Consider the following 22,926-nt stretch of genomic DNA (forward strand, 5'->3'; position numbering starts at 1 on the left):
TCCCGAGTGGCCAAAGGGGGCAGACTGTAAATCTGTTGCAAGTTGCTTCGATGGTTCGAATCCATCCTCATCCACCACTTAAGCAAGAATGTTCTTGCTTTTTTTATGCAAGTTATATTTGTTGAAATTATAGTGTTGTAATTTTAATATTAATATGCTAAAATACAGTTAAATAGAATATGAAAACTCTTATCAAGAGAGGTGGAGGGAAAGGGCCCGATGAAACCCGGCAACCTGTTAAAATAACAAGGTGCCAATTCCTGTAGGTTTAATATCTACGAGATGAGAGAGATTATTGCAATTCTCTTCTCTGTGAAGAGTTTTTTTATTGTAGAAAAACAAGGAAAGGAAGATGAAAATGAAAAGATTATTTACTTCAGAATCAGTTACAGAAGGACATCCAGATAAAATATGTGATCAGGTATCAGATGCAGTTTTAGATGCAATTCTTTCAAAAGATCCAAATGCAAGGGTAGCTTGTGAAACATGTACAACAACAGGTATGGTAATGGTTATGGGAGAGATAACAACAAACTGTTATGTTGATATTCCTAAAGTTGTTAGAGAAACAGTAAGAGAAATAGGATATGATAGAGCAAAGTATGGTTTTGATTGCGATACTTGTTCCGTTATGACTACTATAGATGAACAATCAGCTGATATAGCTATGGGTGTTGATGAAGCATTAGAGGCAAGAAAAGGTGAAAAGGATGATGTAGAAGCAGTAGGTGCTGGAGACCAAGGTATGATGTTTGGTTTTGCTACAAATGAAACACCAGAATTTATGCCACTTCCAATAGCTATGGCTCATAGACTTTCAAGAAGACTTACAGAAGTAAGAAAGAATGGTACTTTAAATTATTTAAGACCAGATGGTAAAACTCAAGTTACAGTTGAATATGAAGATAATAAACCTAAAAGAATTGATGCAATAGTTATTTCAACACAACATGGTGAAGATGTTACATTAGAACAAATAGAAAAGGATCTAATGAAATATGTTATAAATGAAGTGATTCCAGCAGAATTGTTAGATGAAAATACTAAGTATTATATTAATCCAACTGGCAGATTTGTAGTTGGTGGACCTCAAGGAGATTCAGGATTAACAGGAAGAAAGATTATCGTGGATACTTATGGTGGATATGGAAGACACGGTGGTGGAGCATTTTCTGGAAAAGATCCAACTAAGGTTGATAGATCAGCAGCTTATGCAGCAAGATGGGTTGCAAAGAACTTAGTAGCAGCAGGAGTAGCAGATAAGCTTGAAATTCAATTAGCCTATGCAATTGGAGTTGCTAAACCAGTATCTATAGAAATAGATACTTTTGGAACAGGTAAAGTTGATGAAGAAACATTAGTTTCAATAGTAGAAAAGGTATTTGACTTAAGACCAGGAGCAATAATAAGAGACTTGGATTTAAGAAGACCAATCTACAAGCAAACTGCAGCATATGGACACTTTGGAAGAACAGATGTAAATCTTCCTTGGGAACAACTTAACAAGGTTGAGGAAATCAAGAATTTATTATAATAAAAAGGAACTGATTCAGAAATTTTTGAGTCAGTTCCTTTTTTGATTAATGGGCAAATTATTAATATCCTATGCTATAATTATAATAAACAAAGTAAATTAAAATAAAGGCACAAGATTTGGAGAAGAGATAGTATGGATGTAGTTGAAGGCTTTATAGAAGGCATTGTTTTTAAAAGTGAAGATACTGGATATGTTGTTGTAAAAGTTAATTCAAATAATAAAACAGTTACTGCTGTTGGAACAGTACCTTTTCTTAGAGAAGGGCAACATGTTAAGTTAACTGGTTCATGGAAGGTACATAAACAATTTGGAGAACAATTTAGTATAACAAAATGTGAAGAAATAGTGCCAGATACTATTGATGGAATAGAAAAATATCTATCTTCGGGAATCATAAGAGGAATTGGACCGGTTACCGCCAAAAAGATAATAGAACATTTTGGAGAAGATACAATTGATGTACTTGATAACAATATTAATAGATTAAAGGAAATTGAAGGAATAGGAGATAAGAAATTTAGTATTATATGCGAGTCATATTTAGAACAACATGATTTAAAAGATATAATGATATATTTTCAAGGGCAAGGGATAAGTCATGGGCAATGTTTGAAGATTTATAAAAAGTTTGGACCCAATGCTAAAGAAATAGTACAAAAAAATCCATACATACTTTGTAAGGAGATAAAAGGAATAGGTTTTTTAACTGCAGATAAGTTAGCAGAATCAATTGGAATAGATAGAGAATCAGATTCAAGGATAAAGAGTGGAATTGATTTTATAATAAATAGATTTTGTTCTTCTGGAAATACATATATGCCTAAGAAATTAGTTATAGAAGAAACAAAGGAATTAATAAGAGTTAAAGAAGAGCTTATTGAAGAGAATATATATAATGCCTCATTAGAAAATCAACTTATAATACAAAAAATTAATAATGTAGAAGCTGTTTTTATTCCTGTTTATTACTATAGTGAACTAGGAATAACCGAAAAGATAGCTAAACTGTCATTAGAAAATTATCAAACTATTAATACTGATATAGAATTTGAAATAGAAGTATTTGAAAAAAAGCAAGAGATTAGATTAGCAGCATCACAAAAGGAAGCTATTATAGGAGCATTTACTGATGGGATTGAGATTATTACTGGAGGACCTGGAACTGGAAAAACAACAATAATAAAATCAATAATTGATATATATGAGAACCAGGGAATGAAAGTATTATTAGCAGCACCTACAGGAAGAGCAGCAAAACGAATGAGTGAATCTACAGGCAGAGAAGCGAAGACAATTCATAGGCTGTTAGATATAGGAGCTGGTGAAGAAAATACAGATATAGGTAATGATTCCTATGAACCATTAGATGGAGATGTAGTAATTATAGATGAGGCATCTATGATAGATATTTTTTTGATGAATAATTTATTAAAGGCTATAAGGTTAGGGACTAGGTTAATAGTTGTAGGAGACGTGGACCAACTTCCTTCAGTTGGTGCTGGTAATGTTCTTAAAGACTTAATTAATAGTGGACTTATTAAAGTTGTAAGATTAAAAGAAATATTTAGGCAAGGAGCAGAAAGTTTAATTATAACAAATGCTCATAGAATAAATCAGGGGGAAATGCCTCTATTAAATAGAAAAGATAAGGATTTTTATTTTATTAAAGAAGATAATATGGAGAGTATACTACAGGTTCTTTTAGATTTAATTAATAGAAGATTGCCAAATTTTAATAGGAATTGGGATAAAAGAAAAGATATTCAAGTTCTTACTCCAATGAAGAAAGGTATACTTGGAGTGTTGAATTTAAATGAAAAATTGCAAGAAATATTAAACCCACCATCAAAAGAAAAAAAGGAAAAGAAGCAAAGAAACCTTATCTTAAGAGAAGGTGACAAGGTTATGCAAACGAAAAATAATTATTCTATTAAATGGAGTTTGTTGTCAGAAGGTGAATCTATAGAAGGTGAAGGCGTATTTAATGGGGATATGGGGTTTATCAAAAGTATAAGTGAAGATGGACGCACATTAACCGTAGTGTTTGATGATGAAAAAAAAGTTGTTTATGATTCAGAAAGTACGGAAGAATTAGAACTTGCTTATGCAATAACAATACATAAAAGTCAAGGTAGTGAGTTTAAAGTCGTTATAATTCCAGCTTTTATGGGATCACCTTTTTTAATGAATAGAAATTTACTGTATACAGGTATTACAAGAGCGAAGGAATTGTTAACAGTTGTAGGGTATTCAAGAGCTCTTCAGTACATGGTAACTAATACTGAAAGTATGGAGAGATATTCTACATTGGAATTAAGGATAAAGGATTTGTTATGTAACGATGCTTTAAGTTAATCTGGAAGGTGCATGTATGAATAAAAAGGATATGATAGTTTATGAAGAATTTAATCACGGTGTAAAAAGAATTAGTTCTTGGTATAAAAAAAAATTGAAGAGTTTGTCTATTGTTACTATACCTTTTAATTCATCTTTAATATTTGTAGATATAATATTGGAAGTGATTAAAGATGAAGGGAAAATACTTTACATTTGGGGCAAAGACGGAGAAGTTAAAGAATTAATTGGAAAATTAAAATCATTTAAGATAAATGTTACTTATGGATATACAGAAGATGGTAGTGGTGATTCAGATATTTTATTTTTGAACTATAAAAATATTTCAAAAGTTAAAAGAAAGTTTAAGTTAGCAATATTCGATGATATAACAAGTTATTCATATCTAAGCAAATTTAACTTAAAGGGTGCGTATGAGAATACCTTAGAAATATCAGAGAGATCTATATTATATACAGTTGAACTTGTTATAAAAATAGGAGAGAGATTTGAATTAGCAAGTGTCTGCAAAGAAATGTTAATTGTTGAGCCTAGAATGATTACAACAAGGATTGATTTAAATAAAGATATACCATACATTTTATATGATTATTTAAAATGGTTTAGAGATGAAAAAAAGAGAGTGGTTATATTCGTTCCAGATAAGGAGAAATTAGAAGCTGTATATGATTATTATATAGATAAATTAAAACTTGATGGAGCAAAAATAATTAAGTTTTCAAAAGATGATAGGAAAAAATATATAAATAGCAGTTTAAAAATAAAAGATAAGGCAATATTTATAATAACAGATTATATGGAGGTTTCGTTAGAAGATTCAAGGTTTGAAGCTGCTATAGTTCTTTTTGCTGATAATAATAGATATAATTATAAAAATTTAATATATTTATGTGGAAGTATTTCTAAGATAAATGATGTGGTACCAGAAATGTTATTTGTTTCAAAAGATGTGTCTGAGGATATGGATAAAGCAAAAGACATGGCTAGAGATTTTAACAAAATGATATGGAAAAGAAATTCTATGGTTTTTTAAAAGATATATATTTAGGCGTTTTAGAATTAATATATCCTAAAGAAGATAAATGTATAATATGTAGAAAAGAAGAAGTTAATGGTATATGTAATAATTGTAGAAATGATATAATGCCATGTTTTGATAAAGAGCTTTGTGTTGGATACTATAAAGGAGTTCTTAAGGAATTAATATTAAAATTTAAATATAAAAAAGATTTTACGGCTGGAGAAATCTTAGTTAAACTAGCTGAAGAGAAAATTTTAAGTTTTGAAAGAGATTACTATATAACTTTTATACCAATTAGTAAAGAACGATTAAAGAAATATGGATTTAATCAGTGTGAATATTTAGCTCAGGAGATCGGGTGGAGAAATGGATTTAAAATTATAGATACATTAAAGAAAATTAAAGATACTAGGGTACAGAAAACATTAAATAAAGAAGAAAGAACTGAAAATATGGCAGGAGCATTTGCTGTTAAAGATATAAGTAAAGTAAAGGGTAGAAAATTTATACTTATTGATGATGTTATTACGACGGGGTCTACTATCAATGAAGGTATAAGAGTTTTAAAAGAAAGTGGAGCTATAGAAATAAAAACATTGACTCTTGCTAAATCTCATATATAATATTAATGTAAGGCTAGGTCTGTGGTTGAAAGTCGATGCTAGTCGCAGGCAAAACGATCCACGTAAGCTAGACAAAGTTCTAGGGAGCATGGTGCGGTATAGAAGTAAGCCCTGCCAGCTATAAAAGTTGAGAGGATTAGTAGTGAGAAGTTAAATCTGGGTAGCGAAAGTTCCAGCAGGCGAGTGTGGGGTCAAAGACCAGGTCAGCTAGCTTTACTAATGTAAATTTGAATAAATAAGAGTTATAAGTTTGTATATAATTTGTAATAATATTAAATTATTATTATTAATTATATGCAAATTTTTTTTGTTAAAGATAAACTAACTTGTCATAAAAATATGAAAATAAAAGAAATAGAGAGAATAGAAAAGAGAATATTACATAATATTCTGTAAATTCTGAAAAGTAATATTGAGTTTCTATTAAGAAAAGGTTAAAATATAGTAAAAGAAGATAATATAAGTTTTAAACAATTTTAAACGTATGAGAGGGGCTGGAAATATGAAAGTAAATGTAATGGCAAAGAATATTCAATTAACATCTGCACTAAAGGAAAGTGTTGAGAAAAAAATATCTAAGTTAGAAAGATATTTTAGCCCGGAAGTTGAAGCAAAAGTAACATTGAGTGTACAAAAGAATAGACAAATCATCGAAGTCACTATTCCTTTTAATGGAGTTATATTAAGAAGCGAAGAAAGTACTGATGATATGTATAAATCTATTGATTTAGTAGAAGATAAGTTAGAAAGACAAATAAGAAAGCAGAGAACAAAACTTTCTAGAAAAAATACAGGAGGATCACTAAGGTATCCATCCTTTAATGCGAGTGATATAAAGGTTGAAGAAGAAGAACAGCAAAAGATAGTAAAGACAAAAAGTTTTAATGTGAAACCAATGTCAGTTGATGAGGCGATTTTGCAAATGGAGCTTTTAGGACATAACTTTTTCGTATATCAAGATGCAGAAACAAATAAAGTTAGCGTTACTTATAAAAGAAAAGATGGAAATTATGGTTTGATAGAACCAGAATATAGATAGTATTTAGTAAAACCTATGGGTAACCATAGGTTTTTTGTTATCAAAGTATGGGAAAGATTAGACTAATTTATAAATCTTTGTTAATATATAACTATATTTCTTGATAATACTCGGCGTTAAATGTTATAATTTAAAGAAGCACAGTATACTATTATCATAATATACAGAGAATAAATTTTGAAAGGATGAAATTATGGGATTATTAGGTGGTTTATTTAAATCATATACTGAAAGAGAAGTAAATAAAATAAAGCCTATTGCAGATAAAGTTGAAGCCTTAGATGGGGAGATGCAAAAGCTTACAGATGAAGAGCTAAAGGCAAAAACTTCAGAATTTAAAAAGAGACTTGAAGATGGAGAAACATTAGATGATATACTAGTGGAAGCATTTGCAGTAGTTAGAGAAGCTTCAGGTAGAGTTCTTGGAATGAAACATTATAGAGAACAAGTAATTGGTGGAACAGTGTTACATCAAGGAAGAATAGCTGAAATGAAAACAGGTGAAGGTAAAACATTAGTTGCAACTTTACCAGCTTATTTAAATGCCTTAAGTGGAAAAGGAGTTCATGTAATAACAGTTAATGATTACCTTGCATCAAGAGACAGAGAATGGATGGGGCAAGTATATGAATTCTTAGGATTAACAACAGGCGTTATTGTTCATGGTCTTACAAATGATCAAAGAAGAGAAGCATATGGTGCTGATATAACTTATGGAACAAATAATGAGTTTGGATTTGATTATTTAAGAGATAATATGGTTATATATAAAGAAGAAAGAGTTCAAAGAGAACTTAATTTCTGTATTGTAGATGAAGTTGACTCCATACTTATTGATGAAGCTAGAACTCCTCTTATTATTTCAGGAGCAGGAGAAAAGTCTACAGAATTTTATAAAGTGGCAGACTATTTTGTAAAGAGTTTAAAATCTGAAGAAGATTATACTATTGATGAAGAAGCAAAAGCAGTTATGTTAACAGAATCAGGTATACATAAAGCGGAAAAAACATTTAAAGTTGAAAACTATGCTGATGCTGATAATATGTCTCTTCAACATTACGTAACACAAGCGTTAAAAGCTAATGTAACTATGAAAAAAGATAAAGATTACATGGTTAAAGATGGAGAAGTTGTAATTGTTGATGAATTTACAGGAAGACTTATGGAAGGAAGAAGATATTCAGATGGTCTTCATCAAGCTATAGAAGCTAAAGAAGGTGTTAAGATTGCTAGAGAATCTAAAACACTTGCAACTATTACATTCCAAAATTACTTCAGAATGTATAAGAAATTATCTGGTATGACTGGTACTGCATTAACAGAGGCTAGTGAATTTCAAGAAATTTATGGTTTAGATGTTATCGTTGTTCCTACACATAGAGAAGTTCAAAGAATAGATAAATCAGATGTAATTTACATGAATGAAAAAGGTAAATTTAATGCTATAGCTAATGAGATAGCAGAAACTCATAAAACAGGTCAACCTGTACTTGTGGGTACTGTAAGTATAGAGAAATCAGAAGAACTTTCTAAGGTGTTGAAGAAAAAAGGCATACCTCATCAAGTGTTAAATGCTAAATATCATGAGCAAGAAGCTGAAATAATTAGTCATGCTGGTGAGCTTGGTATGGTTACAATAGCAACTAATATGGCTGGTAGAGGTACTGATATTAAGCTTGGAGAAGATGTTGTAGAAGTAGGCGGACTTAAGATTATAGGTACTGAAAGACATGAGTCTAGAAGAATAGATAATCAATTAAGAGGTCGTTCTGGTAGACAAGGTGACCCAGGTTCATCTCAATTCTATATATCACTAGAAGACGAACTTATGAGAAGATTCGGGTCTGATAGAATGCAAGGAATTGTTGAAAAGTTAGGACTTGGAGATGATGATGCTATTGAGAATAGGGTTATTACAAAGCAAATAGAAAATGCTCAAAAGAAAGTTGAAGGTAATAACTTTAATATAAGAAAGACATTACTAGGATATGACGATGTAATGAATGTACAAAGAGAAGTTATTTATGGTCAAAGGGCGGAAGTTCTTGAAGGTAAAGACATTAAAGAACAAATTTTAAATATGACTAAAGAAATAATAACTAATGCAGTTAATGTACATTTAAATGGAGTAGAGCAAGGATCTGAAGATATAGAAACTGAAATGAAGAAATTAGTTGCATATCTAAATGATATTTGTATTCCTTCAAACAAAGTAGATATTGAAGAACTTATGGATCTTTCTAATGAAGAAATTATAGATAAATATATATCTATAGCAAATGATATATATGAAGGAAAAGAAGCTGAATTTGGTTCAGAGAGAATGAGAGAAATTGAAAGAGTAATTCTTCTTAGAAATGTTGATACTAAGTGGATGGATCATATAGATAATATGGATCATTTAAAGCAAGGAATGGGATTAAAGGCATTTAAGCAACAAGATCCAGTTCAAGCTTATCAAATGGAAGGTAGTGAAATGTTTGATGAAATGATAGCAAGCATTAAGCTAGATACAGTTAGATATATATTCCATGTTCAAATGGAGAAGGCTCCAGAAAGAGAAAGAGTAGTACAAGAGACAGGTGCATCACATGCAGGGGCTAGTGACGGAGAATCACCATCAACAAAGAGAGAACCTGTAAGAAAGAAAGTAGAAATAGGTAGAAATGATCCTTGTCCTTGTGGAAGTGGTAAAAAGTATAAGAACTGCTGCGGTAGGGAAGTATAATGAATAATAGAGGTTAGCCTAATTAGGTTAACCTCTAATTAATGAGGGGTGAAATTTATATGTTAATTGAATTAGAAAAAGAGATGAGTAAACTTTCAAGTATCAAAGAAAATATAAAAGAAATGGGGGCTTCACTTTGACAAGGAAGCTTTAGAAAAAAAGATAAATGAATTAGATCTTCAAATGCAGGAAAATGGTTTCTGGGAAGATATTAAAAGAGCAGAAGAAGTGACTAAAGAAAGTAAAAGATTAAAAGATAAGTTAGATAGGCACAATAATTTAGTTTCAAGAGTTGAAGATATAGAAGTATTAAAAGAACTAATGGATGAAGATGATGAAGATTCTGCAAAAGAGATAATTGATGAAATTAAAGCTCTGGAAAAAGAGATTCAAGCATACAAGATAGAATTGTTATTATCTGGAGAGTATGATAACAATAATGTTATATTAACACTACATTCTGGAGTTGGAGGATCAGATGCAAATGATTGGACTGAAATGCTCCTTAGAATGTATACTAGATGGTGTGATAAAAAAGGTTATAAAGTTGAAACTTTGGATTTATTGTATGGAGAAGAAGCTGGAATCAAAAGTGTTACGCTAAGCATTAAGGGTGAACATGCTTATGGATACTTAAAAGCTGAAAAGGGAATTCATAGGTTAGTTAGAATATCTCCATTTAATGCAAATGGAAAAAGACAAACTTCCTTTGCATCTGTGGAAGTGCTTCCTGAACTTACTAAAGATCAAGATATAGATATTAGATCAGAAGATTTAAAAGTTGATACTTATAGGGCTAGTGGAGCTGGAGGACAGCACGTTAATAAGACGGAATCAGCTATAAGAATAACGCATATCCCTACTGGAATAGTAGTGCAATGTCAAAATGAAAGAAGTCAATTCTCTAATCGCGATACTGCTATGGCTATGCTTAAGGCAAAGCTTATAGAATTAAAGGAAAGAGCTCATAAGGAGAAGATTGAAGATTTAACAGGTGAACTTAGAGATATGGGATGGGGAAGTCAAATAAGGTCATACGTGTTTCATCCATATAGTATGGTAAAAGATCATAGAACTAATATTGAAACATCTAATGTAACGGCTGTTATGGATGGGGAAATAGATAATTTTATTAATGGGTACCTTTCAAATAGTAATTAAGCACTTCAAGGCATAACTTAAATTGAGTATTAAGTTATGCCTTTTCTGCTATATAAAAAGTTAAAAGAAAGAGGATATAATAAAAAATTTAGAAAGCAAATAATATTGTTGCTTAGTGTAGATAATATGATAAAAGTTAGTTATAATAGAAATTGTGTAAAAAAATAAGGAGAGAAGACTTATGGAAGAAAAAAGAAGGTCAGAGGATGAAATGTTAGTCATAGATGTAACAGAAAAAGTTCCTTTAAAGAGAGCTATACCACTAAGCATTCAACATTTATTTGCTATGTTTGGATCATCAGTTTTGGTACCAATACTTTTCAAGATAGATCCGACAACAGTGTTATTCTTTAATGGAATTGGAACACTTTTGTACGCATTTGTAACTAAAAAGAAAATACCTGCATATTTAGGATCAAGTTTTGCCTTTTTAGCACCAGTATTTTTATTAATGAGCCAAGGCTATGATTTTCAAACTATCCAAAGTGGATTTGTTGCCACTGGATGTGTATTTACTATAGTTGCAATTATTATAGGATATTTTGGAGTAGGTTGGATAAACAGATTGTTTCCGCCAGCAGCTATGGGGGCAATAGTTACTATAATAGGGCTAGAGTTAGCAAGTTCAGCTGCGGATATGGCAGGATTCCCAGTTGGAGGAAGCAATACTACAGAATTTAATGGAACTTGGGTTATAGTATCCATGGTAACCTTGGGAACTGTAATTTTAGGTAATGTATTGTTAAAAGGATTTTTAAAAGTTATTCCAATACTTATTGGAGTAATAGTAGGGTACATAACAGCTTGCTTTATGGGATTAGTAGATTTTACACCAGTAATGGAAGCGAAATTCTTTATACTACCTAACATAAAAGTAGCGCATTTTGATGTTCAAGCAATAATTACGATAGTACCGGCAGCATTTGTAGTAATAGCAGAACATATCGGTCATTTAAAAGTAACTAGCAGTATAGTAGGAAAAGATTTAACTAAAGATCCTGGACTTAATAGATCGTTACTTGGAGATGGATTATCAACTATGTTATCAGGATTTTTTGGATCAGTACCAACAACAACTTATGGAGAAAATATTGGAGTTCTAGCATTAACAAAAGTATATAGTGTTTATGTTATTTGTGGGGCTGGTTTACTGTCAATTATATTAGGGTTCTCAGGTAAGATGGCAGCTTTGATTAATACTATACCTATGCCTGTAGTAGGTGGAATTAGTATGTTATTATTTGGAACAATAGCTACATCAGGATTAAGAACTTTCATAGAAGAAAAAGTTGATTTTTCGAAGTCAAGAAACTTAATTATTACATCAATAATATTTATTGTTGGATTAAGTGGTATTACCTTATCAATAGGGTCAGTTCAATTTAAGGGAATGGGACTTGCAACAATTGTTGGTATGATAATAAGTATATTATTTATCATATTTGATAAGTTAGGGATAATGAACGAAGAACCATAAAAAAATCCTGTAGAATTATTTAAAAGAATTCTACAGGATTTTTTAATTTATAAGAGTGAAGCGGGGAGAGAAATGAGTGAAGATATAGCAAATAGCATGTTATATAAAAACTATATTTTAAATGTAGATATGATTGAATGCATACGAAGAGGAAATGTTGATATATTATTTGCTTCTTCAGAAGGAGTACTTATACAAGATAAGTACTCCCTTATATATATGTTATCAGCAGAAAATTTAGAAATAGCTGAGAGGATGATAAAGCTTATCCCCTTTGAAGCCGAAATGGTTGTAGTCCATCAAGATTTTTGTTGTAAACTTATAGAGAATAGAATCAATTCTAATTTTAATATAGCATGTTACTATTCAGTATGGACAAAGAAGTTATTAATAGAGATACCAAGAGGCGAAATAGAAGTAAGAAAATTAACAAAAGAAAATTTAGATATAGTAGTTAGTAGTTATTCTAGTATAGATTTAGTTGGGAAAGAATACATAGAAGAAAGAATTGAAAGTGAAAACATGTTAGGTGCGTTTATTAATGAGAAGTTATGTGGCTTTATTGGAAATCATGAAGAAGGATCTATTGGGCTTTTAGAGGTTTTAGAAGAATATAGAGGAATGGGGATAGCTACAATTCTTCAAGCAGAAGCTACTAATAAAGCTCTAAAAGAAGGCCGAATTCCTTACGGTGAAGTGAGGGAAGAAAATGAAAAATCACTAGGTCTACAAAAAAAGCTAGGATTTGAAATATGCAATGACAAAATATATTGGTTAATGAAATAGAACACACCGACTATTTATTAAGACTTATAAATAGTCGGTGTATTTTTTCTATTATTATAATTTGCTAATTTAAAACCAACTAATGAAAAGGATGATAAGGAAAAAAATAATAGTGTTTTGCTATTATAAAATATTAGAGACTTATCGTCATAAGCGTAATCAATGATCTTACATCTTACTAGTTCATAAGTATTTTTAATTGCTTTTGTAGAAATTTTGTCTACAGTGTCTCTAGGTGTGTGGATATTAGTTAAATCACAATTTGATATGGTTAATGAATCAAAACCATTATTTACGAATTCGGCATGATCACTAGAATTCTGATATGATTTAGCAAATTTAAGCTTTTTTATGTTACATATGTTTTCAAGAGAACTTAATAATTTAGAAGAATCTTTAGTAGAATTTTCTCCTGACATTAACGTTATAGGTACATTATCTACACCTATCATATCAAAATTAATTACTTCAGCTCCAGCCAAAGTATCTTTGTATTCACTAGCAAAGTATTTAGATCCCGTTAGTCCTATTTCCTCTCCATTTAAAGCAACAAAAATTATATCTCTTTTTGGTGCTTTTAACGTAGAGTAGCTTTTAGCAAGCTCTAATAAAAAAGAAATACCAGAAGCATTATCTAAAGCACCATAATAAACATTGCCTAGAGAGTCAGTACCTATATGATCATAATGAGCAGTGAGTATAAGGGGTGGCAATGAGTCAGAAGAACCTTCTATCTTTCCAACTATATTACAAACTTTTTCTTCATGGACTGAGTAAGGAAGATCAACATGTAAAGTATATCCTTCTCTAAGTGAATCTAATAGAGAGTTGAATGTAGAAGTATTAATTTCAATTACAAATCCATATTTTGAATTTGGAGAAAAAGAGCTTCTAAATGAAAAGTTTTTATCAAAATTAACATAAAATAGATACTCTATGTTATCTTTAAAAATAGAAAATGATTTAGGGTATATATCAATTCTATCTTTTTTTGAAAAATCTATAGATGAATTTCTAAAAGAAAGAAAATCTTCCTTAAAATCTTCACCAAGAATAAAATTTTTAATGACGGCTGAGCCGTTAAGTAATTGTAAAGAACATTTTTTATCATTTGGAAGAGGGACCTTAACGTTAAAATCTTCTTCAAAGGGCTTTAAGTTATATTTTTTAAAAGTATTTTCAATTTCGGCTCCAACTTTTTCATTAGATTCAGTTCCTGCAAGCCTTCCTTTAAAATCCTTTGATGAAAAATGTTCAATAGTACTTTTCACATTCCAAGGTTTAAATTCGTAGTATGAAAGTTTTAGCAATGCAGATGTCATTAAGCCTAACAATGAAATGATTGTGATGGTAAAATATAATTTTTTCATTATGTTTCCTCAAATTAGTATTTTACTTAATAATATTAATTTAGAGGAAACAATATGAATAGATTATGCTGGCCTTTTAAATAGCATGTCCATAAGGGCGTATATAGTAGTAAACAGGAGGGATACATAAAGTATATTATTAAGTTCGCCATTTATAATGTAAATCACTAGTCCAAGGGTTATAGAAGATAAAATAATGTAGTTAAGAAATTTGTTTAATCCAGATTTACTTGTACAGATTACTGCTGTTGATGAAAAAACTGTCAGTATAAGTGTAAGTAAAGAAAGAATTTCTCTAATGACTTTTGTAAAAGTAATAATCTTGAAGTAATCCAGTACAAGAAGTAGGATTAAAATAACTAAACATAAAGAAACGGTTTTTAAAATCATTTTATTCATACAATCACCTACTGTAAAATATTTACAGTTAAATTATATCAGAAGGTTACATAATATAAAAGATAATGAAAGAGTTAATATGAATTAATTTACAAATTATTTATTTAAAATAGAAAAAAGTTTATAATAGAAGTATTGCGTTTATTTTATAAGGAGGGACTTATGATAAAAATAGAAGAAAGATTGGCTAAAGAATTAGAATTAAAGCTTGGTCAAGTTAATAATGTTATTGAAATGTTAGATGAGGGTAATACTGTACCATTTATTGCTCGATATAGAAAAGAAAAGACAGGTGGACTTTCAGATGAAGTGCTAAGAAAGCTAGCTGAAAGATTATCATATTTAAGAAACTTAGAAGAAAGAAAGTCTGATGTATCAAGACTTATTGAAGAACAAGGAAAACTTACAGAAGAAATAACTTTAGCTTTAGGAAAAGCAGAAACCTTGACAGAAGTTGAAGATATATATAGACCTTACAAACCTAAGAAGAGAACTAGAGCAACTATAGCTAAGGAAAAAGGGTTAGAGCCATTAGCTAATTTGATTTTTGAGGGAAAGTTTAAGGGAGATTTGGAAGAAGAAGCTTTAAAATATGTAAGTGAAGATAAAGGCGTTGAAAAAGCTGAAGATGCAATTTTAGGAGCTTTAGATATAATAGCTGAAGGAATTTCAGAAGAAGCAAAATATAGAAAGTTCATAAGAGAATTAGTAATGAGAGAAGGTTACATTGAGTCAAAAGGTGAATCAGAAGAACCAACTCCTTATGAAATGTATTATGATTATAGTGAAGAAGTAAAGAAGATCCCGCCTCATAGAATATTGGCTATAAATAGAGGAGAAAAAGAAAAGATTCTTTCTGTAAAGGTTACTTTAAGTGAAGATAAAGTAATTAGCTATTTGGAGAGAGAGCTTCTTAAAAAGAATGAAACTACAGACGAAAAATTAAAGCTTGCTATAAGAGATGCCTATAAGAGATTGGTTTTTCCATCAATAGAAAGAGAAATTAGAAGTGAGCTTACTGATAAGGGTGAAGTTGGAGCTATAATGGTTTTTAAGGAAAATTTAAAGGCATTATTAATGCAAGCTCCTATAAAAGGGAAAGTAGTTATGGGATATGATCCAGGGTTTAGAACTGGGTGTAAAGTTGCTATTTTAGATGCAACAGGAAAGTTCTTAGAAAATGTTGCGGTATATCCAACTGTTCCAAGAAAAGATATAGAAGGAACTAAAAAGACTTTGAAAGCTCTTATAAAAAAATACGATGTAGATGTTATATCATTAGGTAATGGAACTGCCTCAAGAGAATCAGAAGAAGTTATATCTGAGATGATTGCAGAGATTAAAGAAGATACTGGTAAAGAATTAGCATATGTCATAGTATCAGAAGCTGGAGCTTCTGTTTACTCAGCTTCTGAACTTGCAACTAAAGAATATCCTGATCTTGATGTAACAGTTAGAGGCGCTATATCAATAGGTAGAAGACTTCAAGATCCACTAGCAGAGCTTGTAAAGATAGATCCTAAAGCTATAGGAGTAGGACAGTACCAACATGATGTTACCCAAAAGAGATTAGAAGAATCTCTTAAAGGAGTAGTAGAAGATTCGGTAAATAAAGTTGGAGTTGATTTAAATACTGCAACACCATCATTACTAACATATATTTCAGGTATTAATGCAGCTATTGCAAAAAATATTGTAGATTATAGAGATGAACAAGGTGGATTTAAAAGTAGAAAAGAACTTTTAAAAGTTAAAAGATTAGGGCAAAAAGCTTATGAACAGTGTGCAGGTTTTTTAAGAGTAGCAGAGAGTAAAGAACCTTTAGATAATACATCAGTTCATCCAGAGTCATACAGTGAAGCAAAAAAACTTATGGAGATATTAGGATACTCAGCGGATGATTTGAAGAATAAGAAATTAGAAGATATAGAAGAGAGAGTAAAAAATAAAGGATTAAATAATATTGAAAAAGATTTTGAAATTGGTGAATTAACATTAAAGGATATTATTAAAGAACTTCAAAAGCCTGGTAGAGATCCTAGAGATGAAATGCCAAAGCCGATTTTAAAAACTGGGGTTGTAGATCTTAAAGATTTATCAGCAGGAATGGTTCTTATGGGAACAGTAAGAAATGTATCTGACTTTGGAGCATTTGTTGATATAGGAGTTCACCAAGACGGATTGGTTCATAAGAGCCAAATGGCAGATAGATTTGTTAAGCATCCTCTGGATATAGTTAAAGTTGGAGACATAGTTAAGGTTAAGATATTGGAAGTAGATACTAAACGTAAGAGAATAGGATTAACAATGAAAGACATAGAATAGTATATATTGCAACAATTTTAAAATAGGTGTATAATGTAAACAAAAAAGTCTTCAGGGCGAGGTGTAAGTCCTCACCGGCGGTATAGCCCGCGAGCTAAGTTTTTAGTTGATTCGGTTAAATTCCGGAGCCGACAGTATAGTCTGGATGAGAGAAGATAACATACAATAGTTAGAAAGATAATTCTAATGAATTTGTTATCATTAGCCCTGACGTAGAATGTCAGGGCTTTATTTGTTTTTAACATCCACCCTAGGAGAAAAAATTGGAGGGTTAAAATGAATAATTTAAACACACGATTAAACAAATTAATTAAAATTTCATTATTGTCAGCTATAGCAGTGATTCTAATGTATATTGAAGTTCCAATATTGCCTGCTTTCGGTTGGTTAAAGATGGATATTAGTGAATTGCCAGTACTTATGGGTGCTTTTGCATTTGGTCCTATTGCTGGAATAGTTATTGAAGGAATAAAGATATTATTGTTCTTACTACTTAGAGGTACTCAAACTGGTGGAGTGGGAGAAGTTGCTAACTTTATAATTGGAATATCATTTATTTTACCAGCAACAATTATATACAATAGAAGAAAGAGCAAAAAAAATGCTGTTATTGGTATGATAGTAGGGGCATTATTTATGGAGGTATTTGCAATAGTAGCTAATGTATATTTCTTATTACCTGCTTATGGTATGGCAATGGAACCATCACAATTGATGAATTATGTTACTGCAGGTTTATTACCTTTTAATGGAATTAAGGCCGTTCTAGTTTCTGTTATTACGTTCTTAGTTTATAAGAGAGTATCTGTAGCAATATTTAAGGTAGAACCTGAAGTTAGAAAAACTAGAGAAATATAGATATTATAAAAAGTTTATAGGATATTAATTTTTTAAGACCTTTTTGAAAAATGAGAAATTTGTCAAAAGGGTCTTATTTTTTTGGTAAATTATTCGATAATAAGGTTAGAAAAAGAATAATATGGTATAATATATTCATATATGAATAATAAGTGACTTTTTGTAAAGTGAAATTGATATATATTAAGTATTACAGATTGAAGGAGATAAGTTATGAAAAGAAATAAAATAATGAAACTTGTAGTTGCATCATCGGCAATTGCAGGAGGGATAAGTTTATCTAGCAATACTGTACATGCAACTGAAAACAATGCTGGTAATATTAAAACTGGCGAGTTAACTAAAAGTAGTATGGCATTAAAAAGTGTTACTAAAGGAAAAGTGGTTAATATAAGCACTAATCTTAGAGTTCGTTCAGATGCAGGAACTAACTATGATACTATTGGATATTTATATAATGGACAAGAAATTGAGGTTAACTCAGAAAAAGGTGGTTGGTATAGGATATCTTTTAATGGGAGAGAAGGGTATGTTTCAAAAGATTATATAAATTTAAATGAATCTCTTTCAAATACTGTAGTTACATCTGAAAAAAAAGGACAAGTAATAAATATAACAAGTAGTTTAAATATAAGACAATCAGCAAGCACAGGTTCAGCTGTAATTGGATCATTAAGAAATGGTGATACATTTGAGATTATATCAAATAGTAATGGTTGGTATAATATAAAATCACAAAACACAATAGGTTTTATAAATGGTGAATATGTAAAAGAAGTAGATAGTTCAAGTATACAAAATAAACCTGAACCACAAGTTGAAGTAAAATCTGGGGTAAAAGGAAAAGTAGTTAATATAACATCTAATTTAAGAGTTAGGACAAGTCCTTCTACTTCTTCATCTATTTTAGGTTATATATTAAACGGACAAGAAGTTGGTATAACAGGTGAAAATGGAGATTGGTATAAAATTTCCTTTAACAATTCAGATGGATATGTTTCAAAAGAATATGTTCAAAAAGAAAATGCAACACCAGTAAATACAAAAGCTGAAACACAAGAAAATTTTACAGCAAGTGGAAGAGGACAAGTAACAAATGTAACAAATAGCTTAAACATAAGACAATCAGCAAGCACAAGTTCGAGAGTATTAGGTTCTTTAAGAAATGGTGAAAACTTTGACATAATAGGAAAAAGCGGAAATTGGTATAATATAAGAACAGGTTCGGTAACAGGATATGTATCAGGAGATTATGTAAAAGAAGTATCAGGAAACTCTGTTCCTAGCAGTACTCCTCAGCAAGCTGCGAGTGGAAGAGGACAAGTAACCAATATAACAAATAGCTTAAACATAAGACAATCAGCAAGCACAAGTTCGAAAGTAATAGGTTCTTTAAGAAACGGTGAAGGCTTTGATATAATAGGAAAGAGTGGAAATTGGTATAATATAAGAACAGGTTCAGTAACAGGATATGTATCAGGAGATTATGTAAGAGAGACATCTGGTTCAAGTGATAGCACAAATCATTCAGAAGAAGTTATATCTAATCAAAAAGGGCAGGTTATAAATATAACTAGCAATTTAAGAGTAAGATCTAGTGCAGGCACAAATTCAACAGTTTTAGGATATTTATTAAATAATCAAATAGTTAATATAACAGGTAAGCGTGGACAGTGGATTAAGATAAACTTTAATGGACAAGCTGGATATGTAAGCAGTGAGTATATTAAGGTTGTAAATTCTAGTACTAGTGATGAACATACAAATAATACATCAACGTTCTACTCAATATTTAATGCTATGAAATCGCAATTAGGAAGTCCTTATGTTTGGGGAGGAGATGGTGAGTCCTTAACCACAACTCTTTTAAATAGCCTTAGGAGCTTATATCCGATTAAAGCAGCAGGGGGTTTTTATAATAGAGCTGCAAGTTATGTAAATCAGGGATATAGAGCTTTTGATTGCTCAGGACTTATGCAATGGGGATACAAACAAGCTGGCATATCGATAGGTAGAACCACTTGGGATCAGATAGGAGATGGAACAGAAGTTTCACTTTCAGATTTAAAACCAGGAGACTTGTTGTTTTACTCAAGTCTAGAACATGTTGGAATGTATATAGGAAATGGACAATGGATAGAAGCTCCAAATAGTAGTTCAAATGTTAGAATAGTAAATGTTCCTTGGAGTAAAATTGGTAGAGCTAGAAGAATTTTAGGATAGAATAACAAGTTAAGGTAATTATAAGATCTTATAGTAAAGAAAATTTATTATAGGATCTTTTTTGTTTGAATATATTTACAAATTAAGAATATGTATATAATGTTCCAGAAATTTTTAATTTGTACAAAGGTAAAAAAAATATATTGGAGATAATATAAAATAATTAACGATGTAGGGGATTGGGGGAGAAAATAAATAATAACAAAGGGTGATAAAAATGAAAATTGGAAAGTCTGCAATAATTCTTTATGGCATGACTGAGATAAATAAGGAGATGAGGGGTAAAAAGTTAAGTGAGTACAAAGACAGGAGATACTTAGAAATTATTTTAGAGTCTGTAAGAAATTATGATGAAATAATAATTTTAAATCAAGCTAATGAAATGTTAAGGTATTATAACAAAGAGAAAAAGGTTACAAGTTCAGAAATGATAGCTATGATTAGTATTTATAAAGCATTAAATAAAATTAGAAATTCTAAGGCATTAGTGCTTTCATGTAATATGCCGTTAATAAGCAAAAGATTTTTAGATTATATGGGCATAATTAATTTTAAAGAACAAGTATTGGTACCATTTGCAATGAGTAAAATTCAAAGTTTTTGCGCTATATATGATAAGGCTGTATTACCTTATTTGAAAATGATGATAGAGAATGGAAATAAATCTTTTGATGACCTGTATAGTAATATAAGTGTGAGATATATTTTTCCAAGAAATGAAGATGTTTTCATAAATATAAATGCTATAGAAGACTATTTATTAATAAAAGAAAAAGAATTAAGTGAATGTGGATACAATAACATAATTTATTAATAAATTATGTATTATAGTAGTAAAGTAACAGTTAAATAGGAGGAGTTATGTATAAGGCGTGTGTTATCGTAATAAGTGATAAGGGATATACAGGAGAAGAAGAAGATATAATGGGTAAATATTTAGTTGACTTGCTAAGAAAAAATAAATTTGATATAACTGCATATACTATAGTTCCAGAAATTAAAGATATATTTAAGCGGTTTTTAATAAAATGCTGTGATGAATATGGAGTTGAATTAGTAGTTACAGTTAATTCTAATAGTTTAGGTAGAGAAGTTGATGATGGGATATCAATATTTGATGAGGGAATGACAATATTTAAGGAAAGATTAGATTTAATTAATAAAAAAAATTTAGATTTAGGAGTAAGAGGGGAGACTTTAATTGTTAATGTAGATAATACAGAAGAAATCGAAATTGATATTGTTAAAGAAGCAATAAAGTCGATAAAAGAATAAAGGTTGTAGAAATGATTTTTCTACAACCTTTAATTTTTGGTATACTTATATTAGAAAAGGAGGATAAGTATGATAAGGAATGTTAAGATAGAAGATTCAAAAGATATTGCGAAGATTAATAATTATTACATATTGAATACTTGTATTACTTTTGATATGGAAAAAATAGAGCTAAATGATATGAAAGAGAAAATTAAAAAGCATATAAATAGAGATCCTTGGATTGTATATGAAGAAAATAATAGAGTAATAGGTTATGCATATGTTAGTGAATGGAGGTCAAAAGCTGCCTTTGATTTAACTAAAGAAGTAACTATATATTTAGATATTAATGAAAAAGGAAAAGGAGTAGGAACTAAGTTAATGGAAGAATTGTTGAAGCGATGTAGAGAAGCGGGAATACATACACTTGTTTCAGTAATAACTATGCCAAATGATGTAAGTGTATCATTACATGAAAAATTTGGTTTCAAAAACGTAGCTTATTATAAAGAAGTTGGGTATAAACAAGAAAAGTGGCTAGATGTTGGTTCTTGGCATCTACTTTTATAATAAAGAAGCTGTCTCAAAATTGAGACAGCTTCTTTATTATAACTTTTGAACATTTACAGCCATAGGCCCTTTTTCTCCATTTTCAACATCGAAAGATACATTTTCGCCTTCCTGTAAATCTTTATTAGGACCTTGGGTTTTTAATTGGGAATGATGCACAAAAACATCATTACCATCATCACCGGAAATAAATCCATAACCTTTTTCAGTGTTAAACCATTTTACTGTACCAGTTCTACTTGACATTATTAATCTCTCCTTGCATTTAAGTATATATATAGTATTGGCTAAATAATAAATTTTACTCTTAATAATTTGTAGTAAAAATTATAGAAGTTTGTATATTTATGAATAAAATAAAAATCAAAAGAAATAGTTGAAATTAATTATCAGTTGATGTACAATATCAATAACGAGAAGAAAAATCAAGCATCTATGCCAAAGGGAGTGAGTTAATGTTAAATAAAGTATTAGAGTTTATTAACAGGGAAGGTAATTTTTCTAGTAGAGTAATAGCTAGAGAATTTAATCTTCAGGAATCTATGGTTGATGATTTTAAAAATAAGCTTATAAATATGGGCTATATTGCGAAAATATCATGTGATATGTCTGCATGCGAGAAGTGTTCTTGTGGATGTAGTACTAAGAAATTAAATGATAAGGTAGATTGGGAAATAACTAAAAAAGGTTATGAATTATTAAATAAAATTGGGAGGTAGTTATGAGTACTTTGGATCAATTACAGGTTGGAGAGAAGATGAAAGTTAACAATATCCAAAAAAATAGTCCAGTAAGAAGAAAGCTCTTGGATATGGGAATAACACCAGGAGTAGAGCTTCAAGTTACTGGGAGAGCACCTTTTGGTGATCCGATGGAAGTTCTAGTAAGAGGATATAAGCTAACGTTAAGAAAAAATGAAGCTATGGTAGTAGCTGGAGAGTAGAGGTGGTTATATGATACTGCCAATGAACTTAGCAGATGAAGGTAAAGAAGTTGAAGTTAAATCAATTTCGATGAAAGATGGTCTAGGGAAAAGATTAAGTGAACTAGGACTTATATCAGGAAATAAGATAAGAATAATTAAAAATGATGGAAGAAGCATAATAGTTGCTATAGATGAAAGTAGATTTGCTATAGATAAAAGTATAGCACAAAAAGTAATGATATCAATTTAGCAAATTATTGATAATAAGTTTC

At 30.2% G+C, this 22,926-nt stretch carries 20 protein-coding genes and 2 riboswitches; of the genes, 18 read left to right on the forward strand and 2 right to left on the reverse strand.

What is annotated here, in order from left to right; genetic code table 11:
* Window positions 1–186: 186 nt before the first annotated feature.
* Window positions 187–289: riboswitch (SAM riboswitch) on the forward strand.
* A gap of 69 nt (window positions 290–358) precedes the next feature.
* The 9 genes from metK (at window position 359) to H9661_RS16480 (ending at window position 12,727) form a co-directional block, all read left to right on the forward strand.
* On the forward strand, window positions 359–1,534 hold the full coding sequence (metK, locus tag H9661_RS16440) for a methionine adenosyltransferase (protein ID WP_143317422.1): 1,176 nt from the start codon (window positions 359–361) through the stop codon (window positions 1,532–1,534).
* 135 nt (window positions 1,535–1,669) lie between these two features.
* Window positions 1,670–3,892 carry an SF1B family DNA helicase RecD2 gene (recD2, locus tag H9661_RS16445; protein WP_143317421.1) on the forward strand — a complete coding sequence of 741 codons (2,223 nt, stop codon included), beginning with the start codon at window positions 1,670–1,672 and terminating at the stop codon, window positions 3,890–3,892.
* A gap of 16 nt (window positions 3,893–3,908) precedes the next feature.
* A complete protein-coding gene (locus H9661_RS16450; protein WP_143317420.1) occupies window positions 3,909–4,925 on the forward strand; it encodes a hypothetical protein in 1,017 nt (338 codons plus the stop codon).
* Entirely contained in the window at window positions 4,898–5,536 is a 639-nt protein-coding gene (locus tag H9661_RS16455) for a ComF family protein (protein WP_143317419.1), read from the forward strand. Before H9661_RS16450 ends, H9661_RS16455 begins: the two co-directional genes overlap by 28 nt.
* Before the next feature lie 502 nt (window positions 5,537–6,038).
* A complete protein-coding gene (gene hpf, locus H9661_RS16460; RefSeq protein WP_143317418.1) occupies window positions 6,039–6,575 on the forward strand; it encodes a ribosome hibernation-promoting factor, HPF/YfiA family in 537 nt (178 codons plus the stop codon).
* A 193-nt stretch (window positions 6,576–6,768) separates the two neighbouring features.
* Entirely contained in the window at window positions 6,769–9,303 is a 2,535-nt protein-coding gene (secA, locus tag H9661_RS16465) for a preprotein translocase subunit SecA (protein WP_143317417.1), read from the forward strand.
* Between the two features lie 59 nt (window positions 9,304–9,362).
* A protein-coding gene (gene prfB / locus H9661_RS16470; RefSeq protein WP_143317416.1) for a peptide chain release factor 2 occupies window positions 9,363–10,464 on the forward strand; the annotation gives its coding sequence in 2 pieces (ribosomal slippage) (window positions 9,363–9,440 and window positions 9,442–10,464; 1,101 coding nt in all).
* Window positions 10,465–10,645: 181 nt separating this feature from the next.
* Window positions 10,646–11,941 (forward strand): uracil permease, encoded by a 1,296-nt coding sequence (uraA, locus tag H9661_RS16475; RefSeq protein WP_143317414.1) that lies wholly within the window; start codon window positions 10,646–10,648, stop codon window positions 11,939–11,941.
* Window positions 11,942–12,013: 72 nt separating this feature from the next.
* Window positions 12,014–12,727: a GNAT family N-acetyltransferase gene (locus tag H9661_RS16480; protein WP_143317412.1), complete on the forward strand. Its 714-nt coding sequence runs from the start codon at window positions 12,014–12,016 to the stop codon at window positions 12,725–12,727.
* 17 nt (window positions 12,728–12,744) lie between these two features.
* Here H9661_RS16480 and H9661_RS16485 read toward each other — a convergent pair whose 3' ends face one another.
* Window positions 12,745–14,097 carry a M28 family metallopeptidase gene (locus tag H9661_RS16485; RefSeq protein ID WP_191769873.1) on the reverse strand — a complete coding sequence of 451 codons (1,353 nt, stop codon included), beginning with the start codon at window positions 14,095–14,097 and terminating at the stop codon, window positions 12,745–12,747.
* 561 nt (window positions 14,098–14,658) lie between these two features.
* On the opposite strand from H9661_RS16485, the gene H9661_RS16490 reads away from it, so the two are divergent.
* The 6 genes from H9661_RS16490 to H9661_RS16515 all read left to right on the forward strand — a co-directional run bounded on the left by H9661_RS16490 (window position 14,659) and on the right by H9661_RS16515 (window position 21,729).
* Window positions 14,659–16,821, forward strand: a complete 2,163-nt coding sequence (locus H9661_RS16490) for a Tex family protein (RefSeq protein WP_191769875.1) — start codon at window positions 14,659–14,661, stop codon at window positions 16,819–16,821.
* A gap of 43 nt (window positions 16,822–16,864) precedes the next feature.
* Window positions 16,865–16,982: riboswitch (FMN riboswitch) on the forward strand.
* 115 nt (window positions 16,983–17,097) lie between these two features.
* Window positions 17,098–17,679 carry an ECF transporter S component gene (locus H9661_RS16495; RefSeq protein ID WP_191769877.1) on the forward strand — a complete coding sequence of 194 codons (582 nt, stop codon included), beginning with the start codon at window positions 17,098–17,100 and terminating at the stop codon, window positions 17,677–17,679.
* Window positions 17,680–17,892: 213 nt separating this feature from the next.
* Window positions 17,893–19,902 carry a C40 family peptidase gene (locus H9661_RS16500; RefSeq protein ID WP_191769879.1) on the forward strand — a complete coding sequence of 670 codons (2,010 nt, stop codon included), beginning with the start codon at window positions 17,893–17,895 and terminating at the stop codon, window positions 19,900–19,902.
* 217 nt (window positions 19,903–20,119) lie between these two features.
* On the forward strand, window positions 20,120–20,716 hold the full coding sequence (locus H9661_RS16505) for a glycosyltransferase family protein (protein ID WP_191769881.1): 597 nt from the start codon (window positions 20,120–20,122) through the stop codon (window positions 20,714–20,716).
* A gap of 47 nt (window positions 20,717–20,763) precedes the next feature.
* Window positions 20,764–21,177: a molybdopterin-binding domain-containing protein gene (locus H9661_RS16510; protein WP_143317402.1), complete on the forward strand. Its 414-nt coding sequence runs from the start codon at window positions 20,764–20,766 to the stop codon at window positions 21,175–21,177.
* Between the two features lie 69 nt (window positions 21,178–21,246).
* A complete protein-coding gene (locus tag H9661_RS16515; protein WP_143317400.1) occupies window positions 21,247–21,729 on the forward strand; it encodes a GNAT family N-acetyltransferase in 483 nt (160 codons plus the stop codon).
* 36 nt (window positions 21,730–21,765) lie between these two features.
* Here H9661_RS16515 and H9661_RS16520 read toward each other — a convergent pair whose 3' ends face one another.
* On the reverse strand, window positions 21,766–21,975 hold the full coding sequence (locus tag H9661_RS16520) for a cold-shock protein (RefSeq protein WP_143317398.1): 210 nt from the start codon (window positions 21,973–21,975) through the stop codon (window positions 21,766–21,768).
* Window positions 21,976–22,184: 209 nt separating this feature from the next.
* Here H9661_RS16520 and H9661_RS16525 point away from each other — a divergent pair, with 209 nt between their 5' ends.
* The 3 genes from H9661_RS16525 to H9661_RS16535 are packed head-to-tail and all read left to right on the forward strand — an operon-like array spanning window position 22,185 to window position 22,904.
* Window positions 22,185–22,448 (forward strand): FeoC-like transcriptional regulator, encoded by a 264-nt coding sequence (locus H9661_RS16525; RefSeq protein ID WP_143317397.1) that lies wholly within the window; start codon window positions 22,185–22,187, stop codon window positions 22,446–22,448.
* A 2-nt stretch (window positions 22,449–22,450) separates the two neighbouring features.
* A complete protein-coding gene (locus tag H9661_RS16530; protein WP_143317395.1) occupies window positions 22,451–22,672 on the forward strand; it encodes a FeoA family protein in 222 nt (73 codons plus the stop codon).
* Window positions 22,673–22,682: 10 nt separating this feature from the next.
* Window positions 22,683–22,904 (forward strand): FeoA family protein, encoded by a 222-nt coding sequence (locus H9661_RS16535; protein WP_143317393.1) that lies wholly within the window; start codon window positions 22,683–22,685, stop codon window positions 22,902–22,904.
* Window positions 22,905–22,926: the final 22 nt, after the last annotated feature.

Origin of the sequence: Clostridium cibarium (assembly GCF_014836335.1) — a bacterium.
Classification (GTDB): Bacteria; Bacillota; Clostridia; order Clostridiales; family Clostridiaceae; genus Clostridium; species Clostridium cibarium.

Coding starts and splice junctions, on each gene's coding strand:
- H9661_RS16535 (WP_143317393.1), top strand. CDS start 22,683: ATGATACTGCCAATGAACTTAGCAGATGAAGGTAAAGAAGTTGAAGTT.
- H9661_RS16515 (WP_143317400.1), top strand. CDS start 21,247: ATGATAAGGAATGTTAAGATAGAAGATTCAAAAGATATTGCGAAGATT.
- recD2 (WP_143317421.1), top strand. CDS start 1,670: ATGGATGTAGTTGAAGGCTTTATAGAAGGCATTGTTTTTAAAAGTGAA.
- H9661_RS16480 (WP_143317412.1), top strand. CDS start 12,014: ATGAGTGAAGATATAGCAAATAGCATGTTATATAAAAACTATATTTTA.
- H9661_RS16500 (WP_191769879.1), top strand. CDS start 17,893: ATGAAAAGAAATAAAATAATGAAACTTGTAGTTGCATCATCGGCAATT.
- hpf (WP_143317418.1), top strand. CDS start 6,039: ATGAAAGTAAATGTAATGGCAAAGAATATTCAATTAACATCTGCACTA.
- H9661_RS16495 (WP_191769877.1), top strand. CDS start 17,098: ATGAATAATTTAAACACACGATTAAACAAATTAATTAAAATTTCATTA.
- H9661_RS16520 (WP_143317398.1), bottom strand. CDS start 21,975: ATGTCAAGTAGAACTGGTACAGTAAAATGGTTTAACACTGAAAAAGGT.
- H9661_RS16530 (WP_143317395.1), top strand. CDS start 22,451: ATGAGTACTTTGGATCAATTACAGGTTGGAGAGAAGATGAAAGTTAAC.
- H9661_RS16450 (WP_143317420.1), top strand. CDS start 3,909: ATGAATAAAAAGGATATGATAGTTTATGAAGAATTTAATCACGGTGTA.
- H9661_RS16510 (WP_143317402.1), top strand. CDS start 20,764: ATGTATAAGGCGTGTGTTATCGTAATAAGTGATAAGGGATATACAGGA.
- uraA (WP_143317414.1), top strand. CDS start 10,646: ATGGAAGAAAAAAGAAGGTCAGAGGATGAAATGTTAGTCATAGATGTA.
- H9661_RS16525 (WP_143317397.1), top strand. CDS start 22,185: ATGTTAAATAAAGTATTAGAGTTTATTAACAGGGAAGGTAATTTTTCT.
- H9661_RS16455 (WP_143317419.1), top strand. CDS start 4,898: ATGGAAAAGAAATTCTATGGTTTTTTAAAAGATATATATTTAGGCGTT.
- H9661_RS16505 (WP_191769881.1), top strand. CDS start 20,120: ATGAAAATTGGAAAGTCTGCAATAATTCTTTATGGCATGACTGAGATA.
- metK (WP_143317422.1), top strand. CDS start 359: ATGAAAAGATTATTTACTTCAGAATCAGTTACAGAAGGACATCCAGAT.
- H9661_RS16490 (WP_191769875.1), top strand. CDS start 14,659: ATGATAAAAATAGAAGAAAGATTGGCTAAAGAATTAGAATTAAAGCTT.
- H9661_RS16485 (WP_191769873.1), bottom strand. CDS start 14,097: ATGAAAAAATTATATTTTACCATCACAATCATTTCATTGTTAGGCTTA.
- secA (WP_143317417.1), top strand. CDS start 6,769: ATGGGATTATTAGGTGGTTTATTTAAATCATATACTGAAAGAGAAGTA.